This window comes from Cognatundibacterium aquatile, from assembly GCF_014699135.1.
In the GTDB taxonomy this organism is placed as follows: domain Bacteria; phylum Pseudomonadota; class Gammaproteobacteria; order Burkholderiales; family Burkholderiaceae_D; genus Undibacterium; species Undibacterium aquatile.
Genome location: NZ_JACOFT010000004.1, coordinates 38,041 through 50,465 on the forward strand (window position 1 = coordinate 38,041; position 12,425 = coordinate 50,465).

The 12,425-nt window shown below is 48.7% G+C and carries 16 protein-coding genes; 6 read left to right on the forward strand and 10 right to left on the reverse strand.

Annotated features, from left to right (window positions below; translation table 11 throughout):
• Positions 1-12: 12 nt before the first annotated feature.
• A complete protein-coding gene (locus H8K26_RS11870) occupies positions 13-942 on the reverse strand; it encodes a spermine/spermidine synthase domain-containing protein (RefSeq protein WP_190479775.1) in 930 nt (309 codons plus the stop codon).
• A gap of 22 nt (positions 943-964) precedes the next feature.
• On the reverse strand, positions 965-1,810 hold the full coding sequence (locus H8K26_RS11875) for a ParB N-terminal domain-containing protein (protein WP_190479776.1): 846 nt from the start codon (positions 1,808-1,810) through the stop codon (positions 965-967).
• A 313-nt stretch (positions 1,811-2,123) separates the two neighbouring features.
• On the opposite strand from H8K26_RS11875, the gene H8K26_RS11880 reads away from it, so the two are divergent.
• On the forward strand, positions 2,124-2,369 hold the full coding sequence (locus H8K26_RS11880; RefSeq protein WP_186885280.1) for a hypothetical protein: 246 nt from the start codon (positions 2,124-2,126) through the stop codon (positions 2,367-2,369).
• 16 nt (positions 2,370-2,385) lie between these two features.
• A complete protein-coding gene (locus tag H8K26_RS11885; protein ID WP_190479778.1) occupies positions 2,386-3,231 on the forward strand; it encodes a PA4780 family RIO1-like protein kinase in 846 nt (281 codons plus the stop codon).
• A gap of 129 nt (positions 3,232-3,360) precedes the next feature.
• Here the strand turns inward: H8K26_RS11885 and H8K26_RS11890 are convergent, their stop codons facing one another.
• Positions 3,361-4,368, reverse strand: coding sequence for a phasin family protein (locus H8K26_RS11890; protein WP_190479779.1), 1,008 nt, complete (start codon positions 4,366-4,368; stop codon positions 3,361-3,363).
• 290 nt (positions 4,369-4,658) lie between these two features.
• Here H8K26_RS11890 and H8K26_RS11895 point away from each other — a divergent pair, with 290 nt between their 5' ends.
• A complete protein-coding gene (locus tag H8K26_RS11895) occupies positions 4,659-5,030 on the forward strand; it encodes a nucleotide pyrophosphohydrolase (protein ID WP_186885031.1) in 372 nt (123 codons plus the stop codon).
• 29 nt (positions 5,031-5,059) lie between these two features.
• Here H8K26_RS11895 and H8K26_RS11900 read toward each other — a convergent pair whose 3' ends face one another.
• Both H8K26_RS11900 and H8K26_RS11905 read right to left on the reverse strand, forming a co-directional pair.
• Positions 5,060-5,530, reverse strand: a complete 471-nt coding sequence (locus tag H8K26_RS11900; protein ID WP_186885032.1) for a hypothetical protein — start codon at positions 5,528-5,530, stop codon at positions 5,060-5,062.
• A gap of 131 nt (positions 5,531-5,661) precedes the next feature.
• Entirely contained in the window at positions 5,662-6,933 is a 1,272-nt protein-coding gene (locus H8K26_RS11905; RefSeq protein WP_190479781.1) for an MFS transporter, read from the reverse strand.
• A 384-nt stretch (positions 6,934-7,317) separates the two neighbouring features.
• On the opposite strand from H8K26_RS11905, the gene H8K26_RS11910 reads away from it, so the two are divergent.
• Complete coding sequence (locus H8K26_RS11910; RefSeq protein ID WP_186897867.1) at positions 7,318-7,896, forward strand: outer membrane beta-barrel protein; 579 nt, start codon at positions 7,318-7,320, stop codon at positions 7,894-7,896.
• Positions 7,897-8,136: 240 nt separating this feature from the next.
• Positions 8,137-8,769, forward strand: a complete 633-nt coding sequence (locus H8K26_RS11915; RefSeq protein WP_190479783.1) for an outer membrane lipoprotein — start codon at positions 8,137-8,139, stop codon at positions 8,767-8,769.
• Positions 8,770-9,013: 244 nt separating this feature from the next.
• On the opposite strand, the gene H8K26_RS11920 is transcribed toward H8K26_RS11915, so the two are convergent.
• On the reverse strand, positions 9,014-9,487 hold the full coding sequence (locus tag H8K26_RS11920; protein ID WP_190480134.1) for a hypothetical protein: 474 nt from the start codon (positions 9,485-9,487) through the stop codon (positions 9,014-9,016).
• Between the two features lie 343 nt (positions 9,488-9,830).
• On the opposite strand from H8K26_RS11920, the gene H8K26_RS11925 reads away from it, so the two are divergent.
• The gene (locus tag H8K26_RS11925; protein ID WP_186885037.1) at positions 9,831-10,265 is read left to right on the forward strand and encodes an Hsp20/alpha crystallin family protein; all 435 of its coding nucleotides are present in this window, start codon (positions 9,831-9,833) and stop codon (positions 10,263-10,265) included.
• Positions 10,266-10,424: 159 nt separating this feature from the next.
• On the opposite strand, the gene H8K26_RS11930 is transcribed toward H8K26_RS11925, so the two are convergent.
• From H8K26_RS11930 to H8K26_RS11945, 4 genes are all read right to left on the reverse strand, one after another.
• Positions 10,425-10,850, reverse strand: coding sequence for a DUF6691 family protein (locus H8K26_RS11930; protein WP_190479785.1), 426 nt, complete (start codon positions 10,848-10,850; stop codon positions 10,425-10,427).
• A 13-nt stretch (positions 10,851-10,863) separates the two neighbouring features.
• Positions 10,864-11,292, reverse strand: a complete 429-nt coding sequence (locus tag H8K26_RS11935; protein WP_190480136.1) for a YeeE/YedE family protein — start codon at positions 11,290-11,292, stop codon at positions 10,864-10,866.
• Between the two features lie 126 nt (positions 11,293-11,418).
• Positions 11,419-11,793 (reverse strand): glutathione S-transferase N-terminal domain-containing protein, encoded by a 375-nt coding sequence (locus H8K26_RS11940; protein ID WP_190479787.1) that lies wholly within the window; start codon positions 11,791-11,793, stop codon positions 11,419-11,421.
• Between the two features lie 254 nt (positions 11,794-12,047).
• The gene (locus tag H8K26_RS11945) at positions 12,048-12,404 is read right to left on the reverse strand and encodes a FlxA-like family protein (protein WP_190479789.1); all 357 of its coding nucleotides are present in this window, start codon (positions 12,402-12,404) and stop codon (positions 12,048-12,050) included.
• Positions 12,405-12,425: the final 21 nt, after the last annotated feature.

Here is a 12,425-nt window from a genome sequence, read left to right on the forward strand (position 1 = left end):
ATGTTCACGCGGTCACGCCTGCACAGATAATTTCCATTCTGCATAGCTTTGCGGCACATTCGGATCGGTGACCAGTATCCCGCGCAGGCTTTGTTTGATGGCGTCGATCATGTCCTCACTGCCAGGCGCTGACGGCGTTATCAGATGCCAGTGAAGGGGAATCTTTGCCAGCCCCAGACTTTCATGCGCGCCGTTCAGCTTTTTTGCGTTGGTGATCAGTTGATCCTGTCCGGTCTGTTGTTTGCTGGCGAATACAATCAGGTTGTAGCTGTCGTAGGATTTCAGCCAGCGTAACTGATGGGAAAACTGGGTGTACAGCATTTCCAGCATTGGCGATAACGTGCTTGGCTTTCCCCATACATTGGCAATGAGTACACCGCACGCATGTAAATTCCGGTAACAGTGTGCGTAAAATGCGGCGTTATTCAATGCTGGTACCAGGCCTTCGGTGTCGTAGGCATCCAGAAAAATCACATCGGCCTGTTCGGTTTGCTGCGGTAACCATTCAGCCGCATCCGCATGAATCACCGTCAGGCGCTCGTCATCGGGCGGCATAAAAAATTGTTCCCGCATCGCGATCACGTCAGCGTTGATTTCGATTGTAGTGATGCGACAATCCGGCAGATGGTGGTAGCAGTATTTGACCAGTGAACCGCCGCCAAGACCGATCAGAATAATATGTTTCGGTGCCGGATTGAACAGCAGAAACCCCATCATGATTCGTGAATAAGCACAGAGTAAGCGATGCGGTTCATCCAGCTTCATCGCGCTTTGCATGCACGTCGGTGTCAGATACATCATGCGCAGACCGTCATCATCGAGAATAAACGGTTTACCTTGATGCTGATCTGAAAGTGCTTGCAAATGCTTGCGATGGATCACTTCATCCGCCGGTGGCTTATTCAGAAAAAGGCGGGACAAACTCTGACGTGGCTTCGACATGATTATCCTGAAACTCTCTGCATTAGTTCGTTGCTGTCGCTGCCGACAAGGCTGCATTCAACTGAGTAATCTTTTCTACGAGCGCCGCGTTTTCGGCTTCGAGAGCTTTAATCCTTTGCTGAAGAATGACAGATTCGCTGACCTGATCCATCGCTCCGTTAGCGGTATCAGACGGATTTTCTGTCTCTTGAGATTCAGGAACCTTGTTCATTTTTGCCGGTGCTTTTTGCTCGCGTATTTTCTCGCGAACCTGTTTGGCGGCTTGCTGTAATTCTTTACGCCCCCCGGCAACTGCGGCAGCTTGCTCATCGCTTGGCAGTGTCGCGACGGCAGCCGCAGCGCTGATGGAAATAGTGCCATCGCGCACAGCCTGGACCAGTTCCGGTGCTGCTGCACGCTGAATTTTTTCTATCTGTAAAACAGCGTTGCTGCTGATACCTGCAACCCGCGCGATTTCCTGACGACTTTGCGTAGGTTTTACTACGGGAATAGCGACGTCTGTTTCTTCATTTCCTGATGTGTCGCTTTCATCTTGTGCTTTGATGCGCATAGAAATAATTTCTTTTTTTCGCAGCGCTAACATGCCGCGCTGAAAATCGGAAACGCTGCGGCGAGCCAGATGATTATCGATCATCCATAACTGTACATCTTCGATATCTTTAAAATGATCGTTTTGTATCGTTTTGAACGGAATGTTGTGGCGCTGGCAGATCTCATAACGATTGTGCCCGTCAATCAGAACCTCGCCCCAGAGCACCAGTGCATCACGGCAGCCTTCGGTGAGTATGCTGCGTTCCAGCGCTGCATATTCGTGTTCAGTCAGAGGGTCAATATAGGCGCGCAGCCCTTCGTGAATAATGATGCTCATAAAACCAGCCTTGCAGTGTTTCGGGAAAGGTCGCATTGTAGCCGAGAAAAAGCATTGATTTCCGCTTGTCGATCGCGAGTTCTGGCGAATGTTTGTGCGGCCTCACGTGTACAATGCGGTCTGAAACAGTTGCCACTTGGATGTGGCTCTGCATCCGGGCAGATGCGCGTTAATCCTGCGGTGGTCCTGATCGTGTGCTGACTCACTGCTGACGCTGATGTCTGGCGCTGTACATTAGTGCACTGGGTGACATTCAATAAATATAAATAATATACATCGCGCGACAAGCGCTTTTCCCAAGGGTACCCTTATGATGACCTATGAAGAATATCTGGATGAAGTCACTACGCTGATGACAGAAAAATTTGATCTCACTGATGAAGCTGCGATTAAGCACGTGATGCGCGCGCAGGCGAATGATTTTTTTACGCTGCACGACGATCATCCTGAAATGCGGACGCTGGAACGCGCGGAACAGGACGCTCAGACCATTTACGATCAGCGCAACAAATCACGTCCGCATACGCCGTCGCAACGTACCGGCAAACCGCGTAAGTGAACATGACAGCGATGGCATGAAAACACCAAAAAGACTACAGCCTCTGATCGAAGAGGGGCTGATCGATGAAGTGCTGCGGCAGTTGATGAGTGGCAAAGAAGCCACTGTCTATGTTGTTCGTAGCGGCGAAGATATTCGCTGTGCAAAAGTCTACAAAGAGGCGAGCCAGCGCAGTTTTAAACAGGCGGCCTCTTATCAGGAAGGGCGTAAGGTAAAAAACAGCCGTCAGGCAAGGGCGATGGAAAAAGGCACGCGCTATGGCCGTAAGATGCAGGAAGAAGTCTGGCAAAACGCCGAAGTCGATGCCCTTTATAAGTTAGCTGCCGCCGGTGTAAAAGTCCCAACGCCTTATATTTGTTTTGAAGGCGTGTTGCTGATGGAACTGGTGACGGACGCTGATGGCAATGCCGCTCCAAGGCTGAATGATATTGCCTTGTCGGCTGAGCTGGCATTGCAATATCACGCACAATTATTACATCAGGTGGTGCTGATGCTGTGTGCAGGTGTTATTCATGGTGATTTATCAGAATTCAATATTCTGGTCGATGGCGATGGCCCTGTCATCATCGATTTACCGCAGGCGATTGATGCGGCCAGCAATACGGAAGCGGCAGTGATGCTGGAGCGTGACGTGGCGAATCTGGCATCGTATTTCGGGCAGTTTGCACCGCAGTTGAATGACACCCAATATGGCAAAGAAATCTGGAAGATGTATGTTGCAGGTCAGCTGACACCCGAAACGCCGTTGACCGGGCATGTCGCCGCCGATACGCGTCCGGTGAATGTGGGTGAAGTGATGCGTGAAATAGAGTCGGCTATCCTCGAAGAGCAGGAAAGATTAAGACGCCTGGCTGAAATGTAAAAACAGGCTCTTAGCTTGATTGAAATAATTCAGAATGAGCCGTTACGTCTGACAACTGCTGAATGAATGACATAAAAAAAATCCCGATAGAAATCGGGATTTTTTATTTCAGAGGGGGGCAGGTTGCTGTTATTGGCGAACGCGTTTTTTCGCGCCGGTTGCAGGACTGGCTTTACCTTTGTATGCGGGTCTGCCACCTGCTTGTGGAAATGCAGGTTTATCGCCTTGCAGATTTTTAGTCGGTGGGAAAGGAAATTTCACCGCTGATTTTTTTTCCGGAACTGCGGTCTTTGGAGATGCCTCAGCTGCTGTATTTGCAGTATTTACTGCCGTTACTTCCTTTATTTGGACCGGCGTTGTAGATGCAGCAGACGCGGTGGCTGGGCTTGTTTTCTGTACTTCTGCCTTGGCTGATTTTGCTTCAGCCTGAGCCGTGGTCGCTTTTGTCGCTAATGCTTTTTTGGATGCTTTAGGAGCTGGCGCTTTTGTTGCCGGAACAGCAGTTTTTGCCGGCGTCGCTGGAACGACCTTTGTACTGACCGATTTTGCCGCCACTTTTGCTACCGTTTTAGTTTTGCTTGTCGCTACCGATGTTTTTTTTGTTTCTGCTGGCGGCAGACTGACCGCCTTCTTGCTGGCACTGACTTTCACATCCGGTTCAGGTAAAAGTGAAATTTGCGTAGCGCTGGTGCTGCTTTTGATTTTTACTGGAGATACCTTTTTTTTACTGACCGGGCTTGCGTTCAGGGATTTCTCTGCGACGACCGGTAAAGCCTCGGTATTTGTGATTTTCACCGAAATCAGATTATTTTTACCTGCGTTGGCAAGATGCAGAAATGCTTCGCGCGTAGCGCTGGAGATGGTCGCCAGTTCTTTGCTATAGGCGAGCAAGCTGTCGATCTGAGGTTGTCGCTGCGTTTGTGCCAACGCTAATAATTCCTGAGGTCCGCTGCTTGCTAATACCTGACGGGAACTTGTGGTGACTTTCTCCACGGTGTCTTTGATGGTTGCGAAGTTGAGCGCAATCATTTTTTCAAGACCTTGAAAGGCGGTGTTTGAGAATGATTGTAAAAGTTCCAGCTGTTTGCTCAACTGCTCTTGTGCAACGACGGAAATTTGTGTTTGAATCAAAGGCATGAATCTCTCCTTAAAGGTGGATAAGACGTTTCAAGCGTTAATTTTGATCAGGAACGCCTGGTAAAGTGATTGCACAAATGAATCTTGAAATGATCGGTAAAACTGATCGCTAACAACGCAGCAGGAACAACAGTTTCTGTTTACCTTAGCTTTGCGCATTACCCTTGATCCGGTAGCTCTTTAAAAATGGCGCAATGCCGCAATCCGCATTTTAACCTTGGATGTACGTCCCTGCCATTAAAAATATTGCAGTGCAATAAAACATCTTTTTACGTTTTATGGAAAATGACATGGCGAATGAATTCGCAACGACAGACAGCCTGAATGATTTACGTGCGCAATTGCGTCAATTTACTGCTGAACGCCAGTGGGAACAGTTTCATACCCCAAAAAATCTGGCGAGCGCCCTGATTGTAGAAGCGGCTGAATTACTGGAACCTTTTCAGTGGCTGAACAATGGCAAGGCCGATGAACTTGGTGCGGAAAAATTACAGGCGGTGCGGCATGAAATGGCCGATGTTATGGCATACCTGATCATGCTGGCAGATCAGTTAAACATCGACCTGATTGCTGCGACGAATGAAAAAATTCAGTTGAATGCGCGGAAGTATCCGAGTGATATCGTTCGTGGAGATGCTCGCAAGTACAACGAGTATGAGTGATCCGATTGCGTCGTCAGATACAGTAGGACTTAAGCAACTCTGAAGAAGCTACTCAGTGGATCATTTTCCAGCGTTCTTTTGGCTTTTTCTAAAAATGCCGTGTGCTGAAAATCCTGTATGGAAAATGGGAAACCTTTGGCCGTCAACCATGCGCAAGCTTCTTCTGTGGTCGTGCAGACATAAAAATCATCACCTGGAACAACACCGGAATTTCGTTGCACGATATCCAGGTGAAACCTGCTTGGGCACACGAAAGCGATGCACTGACAGCCATGGGCAATGGCCCAGTCACGCATCGACGTATAAGCTTTTAAAGCGGCGGTGGGAGCCATTTCCCAATATTCGCCTTGTGCCAGACTTGCCCATGCCACGCCGGTCGGAGCGATTGCTTTATAGTCTTCAAACATGGCTCTGACACCCTGTTCATTAAAATTGCCTGCAAAAGCGCGTACAACCACGTTACGTACCTGACTCACTTCCCACTCGCCGTGTATCTTCATTATTTCACCTGTAAAGCCAGCTGGAATTTTAATATTGAATTGAGTTCACAGAACGAAAACAATCGTTAAGTAAGGTAAATGTGAAAAATAAAAACAGCATTTTCCTTATTCCAATCACATTCAAGGTGATTTCAATGTGCTGATGGCATATTTCCGGCTTGCCGATAGAGTTGAGGAATTTTATTTTTACTCAGGATCACCATGACGACACTGGCAAGTGCCAACAACAACCAGTTGAGGCGGGGGCTGTCGAAATGCTGCGAGAGATCGAAAAGTATTCCGCCGGCAAGACTGCCCACCATATTCCCCATGCTTTGATACAGCATTTGTTTCGACATCAGCTTCCCGGTATCTGCGCAAGTTTTGTCCGCAAAACGCGCGGTCAGCACGTCTAAGGATGGGCCATAAAATACTTGTCCGAACGAGAGCAATACCGCTGAAACGATAACGGCGGTGGCAGAGTGCGTAAATACAAGCATGAGTAAAAAACTCAGGAAAAGACAGCCATAACCGATTTGTAGAAAACGGAAATGATCTCTGATTCTGATCGCACGTTTAGAAATCGGAATCTGAAAAAAGATGATCACCAGTGCGGATATCCAGAATGGTGTCGATACCGGAATATCTGGTGTGAACTGAGGAATGTGCAGACTGAATCCTATCATCGGCTGTATGGCAAAACACCAGAACATCGCGTTGGACAGATAGAAAAGGAGGGGCAATTCGGTCGTTCTTTGTCCTGTTTCAGCGATGTCTTGGCTGGCTGAATTTGTCTGTCGTGTTGATGTCTGTCTTTCCTGTTGCGCCAATGTCGTATGCAAGGCCAGATATTGTTTTTCATGTTCAGAAATTGCCCGCATGGCGATCAACATAAAAATGCCATAAGCAATGAAGGTAACGAGGACGATCAGAAATACCAGGCGCAGGCTTTCATGCGGCACCCAGCTAGCCATCAGATAACCGCTGACCAAACCCATCCGTATAGCAAACGCCAGGCGACTGAATAATGCAGACTGATCCAGATCACGGAGTTTCAGCAGATAATTTTTTAAGCCCGGAAATGACAACCCGCTACCGAAGCCAGCGAGAACAGCAAACAGCGCGAGCGCCCATGCCTGCTGCAGAAATGCCATGCAATACAGCGCAATTCCTTCGAGAAAAATATTTCCGCAAACCATGAGCGGATGATTGACTGCGCGTGAAAACCGGCTACCTGCAAATGAACCAATAACGCGACCCAGATTTAATCCGAAAAGGATAGACGCAGCCCAGAAACCAGAAAAATTTTTACCTGTTTCAGAGACGATGAGTGGCGTGTACAAAGCGACGCCGCCGGAAGCAATGGCAACGCCGATGTAGATCAAATATGAATTTGCCAGCGAGTTAAATTTCTTGTTGTGCATACTAAAAGCCGCAGCTTTGATGAATGGTTTTTTTTACCGGGTTGAGGCAGATATCTGCAGAAGTGCGGAATGCGTAGCATCGGTTATTTTGATGCCCGCCAAAGCCGTTATTGTACGCTGCGACTGACTTGAATATGCCGGATTTCATTGCCAGAAGTCGTCGCGATGATGTCGCTCCCCCGGCCTTTTGTAACGAATTGAAAGGTCGCAGATTCCGGTACCTGCTGTTTCATCACGGGAGACTATCAGAATTTTTATTTCAAAAAAAATTTCCCACTGCCAGACTGTTTCCACACTTTAAGCACAACTTGTCGTGCTGAGGCTGAGCTACATAGTCATTGTGTAGCAATGAATTGTATGACGTTGGATAACCTGAGGAGTCACATGATGTTGAATAAAAAATTGGTTGTTGGAATGATTGCTACTGCTGGTTTTATGCTGAGTGCGGCAGCATCTGCGCAAGTGTATGTTGGCGCGACTGTCGGTAAAGCACATTGGAATGACGATTGCAAAAATGTCGTTTCATGCAGTACCAGTTCAAACACCTACAAGTTATTAGGCGGTTATAACATCGACAAAAACTTTGCAGTTGAAGCGAGTTATTTTTCTCTGGGAACCATTTCTGCAACCGGCAATGTCAGCGGTACGAACGTATCTGCTGATATGAAAGGCAAGGGCTTTGAAGTCTCCGGTTTATATAAATATGAATTCACCCCTGAACTGAGCGGGTTTGCTAAATTGGGTCTGGCGAGTATCAAGGCTGAAGGCAGCGGCGCGGTTGCAGGCGTGGGCGCCTACAACGACAGCACTACATCAACTCAACCTGTCTTTGGTTTTGGTGCGAGCTACAAACTGACGAAAGAGCTTGCCTTACGTGGTGAATTTGAAACCCGCAAAATCAAATTCAGCGGTGACAAAGAGGCTGTCAATAACGTTTCTGTAGGCTTGCAATATTCGTTTTAATTATTGAACCTGACAACGGTGCCGTAATGCACTGTTGTCAGGGAAAAGGGGTGTACATTCTTTGCGATGTTGCTGCCCGTTGGCAGGAAAACTGAAATTATCCTGATCTTTGTTTTGACGTAACTGACCCGCTGTTGTTACATGTACTTACGATTAATACGGCAGTCGGGTCAACTTGATGAACACATGTTTCGTTGAGATATCCATACTTCTGTTTTAATTTTTTAATGGATCCGAGCTATGTTAGATAATCAAACAAATAAACGTATTCATCCACTTGTTGCAGGTGCTGCGGTATCAGTAATGCTGGTCAGCCTGATCGGTGTTGCTGCAATGACCGGGGTATTACCTAACTCTAACAGCAAGACTGTGCCGGACAACGCCAATGCCGTGGCGACGAAAGATGCCGCTGTCAATAACCAGACTTCCTTCTCACCATCAAATGCGCCTGTGCAAAACACAGCTAAACAGGGTTACCGTTCTGGAGGTTATGATAATTCGGGCACGACAACGACAGCGGAACGTAAGCCGGCTGTTTGCGATAATTGCGGTGTCGTTGAATCGGTGCGTGCGATTGAGCAGCAGGCTTCACAGGGCAGCGGTGTTGGCGCTGTTGCCGGGGCTTTACTTGGTGGTGTATTGGGTAATCAGGTTGGCGGTGGCGATGGCCGTAAACTGGCAACCGTGGCGGGTGCAGTTGGCGGTGGTTTTGCCGGTAACGCTATCGAGAAACGTACCCGTACCACGACCGTTTATGAGGTGCGGGTGAAAATGGAAAATGGCCATGTACGCACTTTCCATCCTTCGGCTCAGCCTGGATGGCAATCCGGTGATCGCGTCAGAATCGTTAATGGCAATTTGCAATCAGCATAATCTGTTTGCCCAACTGAGTGTCATTTCATCTCTCAATATACATGCGCTTGCCAGCATAGAAATGCTCTGGCAGGCGCATCAGATATGAGAGATTGCGTGGAATTTGACTGCGGAAATTCTCAGTACAAATTTTCAGTATAAATTCCGGCCAGCGATTTGCTGTGCAGATTCACATCAGCGTCGCAGCAAAAAAATTAACGTCCGCTTGTCGTCGCTTTTTTTTGCGGGCTCTTTGTGGTTCCGTTCATTCTGGGCGGCGAAATTCATTCTCTATCCACCGCAAGGCGTTTTTTCTGTCGAGCTTATAGTTCGCAGCAACTTTCACTTTTGCCAGTTCTGCGCCATCGGCATCGCAGGCACTCAGATACGCATACGGATCATCGTCATCCGGCACAATATCCAACATGATTTTATAGTCAGCCTCATCCGTGCTGACCAGCAGATTCTTGTGCAGCAGCGCGTGTAATTGTTGTTCATGACGGCGGATCACTTCTGACGCAGTTTTGACCAGCGTACCGAACGCGTTGGCATCTAAAGGCTTAGGATTTTTTTTATCGCGTCCCATCGTCCAGGGACCAACCAATGCCGGTTCAGGTTCCCCGTCTTTCAGCATTGCCACTGCCCAGCCTTCATCGTCATCGTTTTTGATGACCTTGGCTGTCCAGCCTTTATCGCGCCACAGGCGAGCTTCAAAAATCGGTTGGTCTTGTTCTGGCATAGTCTCTTCAACGTCATCGAAGTGATCGCCGGTGTTTAGATGAGTGTGTTGCAAAAGAAATTCTCTGAAAAAGCAAATACAGACGACATCCTACACGCATAGCGGCAACGTGGCAGATCTGATGCCGTTTCTGAGCCGAAAACCTGAGCAAAGGCGCACGCTATCTCGCCGTGATTTGACGTTTGACGAAGATCAAATCTGAAAAAAACGGACTTGTTTTTTGGATAGTTTATTCCTATCTTATGGATGGAATCAGGGAGCATGTTGCCTGAAACTGCATCAGGTGCATGCGTGTCAGATATGTTTGTAAAGACGATTGCAACGACATGATAAGGAGAGAAATATGGGTGCACTAACACCGCGTGGCAGTGGTTTCTTTGATGATTTTTTCCGTGATCTGAGCCCGGCGTTTTATGTCAAACCTCTGCACGGTGATCCACTTCCCAGCCCGGCGCAAATCAAGATTGACGTACAGGAAAATGAGGGCGCTTACACGGTACAGGCGGAAGTACCCGGCGTTCCTAAGGACGATATCCATGTTGCTCTGGACGGCAATGTCGTTACCTTGCGCGCTGAAATTAAGCAAGAAGACAGCAGCCGGAAAGACGACAAAGTGCTGCGTAGCGAGCGCTATTTCGGCGAAGTGTCACGGAGTTTTCAATTGCCTGTCGAAATTGATACCGCATCAGCGAGCGCAAAATATGATAACGGCGTGTTGAGTCTGACTTTACCTAAGAAACGTCCCGCAGGTGGTGTGCAGAAACTCAAAATCGAATAGTTTCGCTAACGGTGGCACGCGTACGTGGCATTACGCTTTTACCAGTAATGGGCAGTGAGCCTGAGTGCCATAAAAAGCCTGCACAATTTTGCAGGCTTTTGATTTTTATATGAAATATTCAGCGTAAAAGTGATACTACGTTCAGCAGACTGCTTACTGTCAGTCCGCTTTTCTATTCTTATCGAAACGGTCAACCAGCAACATACCGGCGATCATTGCCAGCAAAAATGCAGCGCCTTTGGCGATGCCTGCTCCCAGCAATACAACTGCTGGACCCGGACAAATACCTGCCATGCCCCAGCCTATACCAAATAACAGGCTACCGCCAACCAGACGCAGATCGATCACCGAGATCGTCGGGAATTGCATAGGTTCTCCCAGCAATGAAAGCGAGCGTCGGTGTAATAGCGTGAACGTAATAATAGCGACGCCGATGGCACCTCCCATGACGAAGGCCAGTGAAGGATTCCAGGTGCCGGCCAGATCAAGAAATGCGAGCACCTTTGCCGGATTGGCCATTCCCGCGACGATCAGACCCAGACCAAATATCAGGCCGCAGAATGCGGCGGCGATCAGTTTTTTCATGTGGTCATCTCTCTCAGAACAGGTGGCGTATGACATACACGGTCAGAAAACCGCTGCTCATAAATGCGACTGTCGCAACGATAGAACGCGGCGACATGCGTGCCAGACCGCAGACGCCGTGACCGCTGGTGCAACCAGAGCCGAGGCGGGTACCGATGCCGACCAACAGACCGGCGATCAGCAATGTCAGCCAGTCCGTATCCAGCGTGATTTCAGGCAACGTAGAAAATTGGCGATAGATCAGCGGTGCTGCGACCATTCCCAGTGTGAACAAAGCACGCCATGCCCAGTCGCCACGCACCGGACTGAACAGGCCAGCAACGATACCAGTGATACCGGCAATGCGCCCCAGTCCGGCCATCAGCATGACCGCTGCCAGGCCTATCAGTATGCCGCCGGCTAAGGACGTTATCGGGGTAAATTCATTCCACGCAATCTGCATCACTATTCTTTCCATCTCTGAGGTTCAAACGGAGTCCCCTTATTTATGCGCTTGCTGGCAGCAAAATCGCTGGAAAGGCTTATCTATATTGAGACGTTATGCCTGTTGCTCGCCGCATCAGGAAAATCAGGCAAATTGCTGTTGCAGATAACGGATGATATCGCCCGATTCATACAGCCAGCGGACCTTGCCCTTGTCATCGGTGATTTGCAGACACGGTACTTTCGGGCTGCCGCCCTGTGTCAGTAAAGCCTGACGGTGTTGTGCTGATTTTTGTGCATCGCGAAATTCCACTGTGAGCGATAGTCGCCGCATTTCCTGACGAACCTTGATACAAAACGGGCAGGTCGCGAATTGATACAAGGCCAGTTTCTGGCAGGCTGCATCGACTTTCGCCTGATCTTCCGGAGCGCGGACGATCCCTTGCGGTCTGCTCAGACGTTCTTTGAGCAGCATGAAAGGGCCGAGTATGGCCCGCAATAATCTGAAAAAAAGCTTCATTAGTTCTTTCCGTGACGGTTTGCTGGCATGCAGCAAGAAGAGCGCCATTGTATGTCAGAACGGCAGGTATCTGCTGACGCTTACAGGCTGAAAGAGTGAGTTGGATGCTGACTTTTACGGGGAATAGCAGTGTGGAATGCGGTCGATGCAAAAAATTTAAGGCAGTGAATCATCCGGCACAGACAAATGCGCTGACACAGCGCCGGTTGTTGCCGTGATCTCTTACTACATCGTTTTAATCGACTGTGGGCAGATTAAATGTACTGATCGATACGGTTGCCCAGCGTTTCCGTCGGATGTACTGCAGGTGTCGCATTCTGGTTATCCTGAGTATTATTGGCCGTGGCATTGTTGCTTGCCGCCTCATTGATGGCTTGCGACTGTTCCAATTTCAGACGGGCTATTTTTTGTTCAACTTCAGCAATTTGCAGCCTGAGTTGCAGCATTTGTCGTTGCGACGCTTCGGTCGTTGCTGTTTTTTCTGCGTCAGTCAACTCTTTTTGTAATGTTGCAAGTTGTCTTTGCAATGCGGCGATTTGCGCATGACTGGCTGCGCTGATGGCTGAGGTGCTGCCGACGGCGGTGGCGGCATCGACTGGATTGACAGGCATATATCCCTCCGGCGAAATTGA

Excerpts from the sequence above, each read along its gene's own strand:
- H8K26_RS11870 (WP_190479775.1), bottom strand. The coding sequence starts at position 942 with ATGTCGAAGCCACGTCAGAGTTTGTCCCGCCTTTTTCTGAATAAGCCA.
- H8K26_RS11875 (WP_190479776.1), bottom strand. The coding sequence starts at position 1,810 with ATGAGCATCATTATTCACGAAGGGCTGCGCGCCTATATTGACCCTCTG.
- H8K26_RS11880 (WP_186885280.1), top strand. The coding sequence starts at position 2,124 with ATGACCTATGAAGAATATCTGGATGAAGTCACTACGCTGATGACAGAA.
- H8K26_RS11885 (WP_190479778.1), top strand. The coding sequence starts at position 2,386 with ATGAAAACACCAAAAAGACTACAGCCTCTGATCGAAGAGGGGCTGATC.
- H8K26_RS11890 (WP_190479779.1), bottom strand. The coding sequence starts at position 4,368 with ATGCCTTTGATTCAAACACAAATTTCCGTCGTTGCACAAGAGCAGTTG.
- H8K26_RS11895 (WP_186885031.1), top strand. The coding sequence starts at position 4,659 with ATGGCGAATGAATTCGCAACGACAGACAGCCTGAATGATTTACGTGCG.
- H8K26_RS11900 (WP_186885032.1), bottom strand. The coding sequence starts at position 5,530 with ATGAAGATACACGGCGAGTGGGAAGTGAGTCAGGTACGTAACGTGGTT.
- H8K26_RS11905 (WP_190479781.1), bottom strand. The coding sequence starts at position 6,933 with ATGCACAACAAGAAATTTAACTCGCTGGCAAATTCATATTTGATCTAC.
- H8K26_RS11910 (WP_186897867.1), top strand. The coding sequence starts at position 7,318 with ATGATGTTGAATAAAAAATTGGTTGTTGGAATGATTGCTACTGCTGGT.
- H8K26_RS11915 (WP_190479783.1), top strand. The coding sequence starts at position 8,137 with ATGTTAGATAATCAAACAAATAAACGTATTCATCCACTTGTTGCAGGT.
- H8K26_RS11920 (WP_190480134.1), bottom strand. The coding sequence starts at position 9,487 with ATGCCAGAACAAGACCAACCGATTTTTGAAGCTCGCCTGTGGCGCGAT.
- H8K26_RS11925 (WP_186885037.1), top strand. The coding sequence starts at position 9,831 with ATGGGTGCACTAACACCGCGTGGCAGTGGTTTCTTTGATGATTTTTTC.
- H8K26_RS11930 (WP_190479785.1), bottom strand. The coding sequence starts at position 10,850 with ATGAAAAAACTGATCGCCGCCGCATTCTGCGGCCTGATATTTGGTCTG.
- H8K26_RS11935 (WP_190480136.1), bottom strand. The coding sequence starts at position 11,292 with ATGCAGATTGCGTGGAATGAATTTACCCCGATAACGTCCTTAGCCGGC.
- H8K26_RS11940 (WP_190479787.1), bottom strand. The coding sequence starts at position 11,793 with ATGAAGCTTTTTTTCAGATTATTGCGGGCCATACTCGGCCCTTTCATG.
- H8K26_RS11945 (WP_190479789.1), bottom strand. The coding sequence starts at position 12,404 with ATGCCTGTCAATCCAGTCGATGCCGCCACCGCCGTCGGCAGCACCTCA.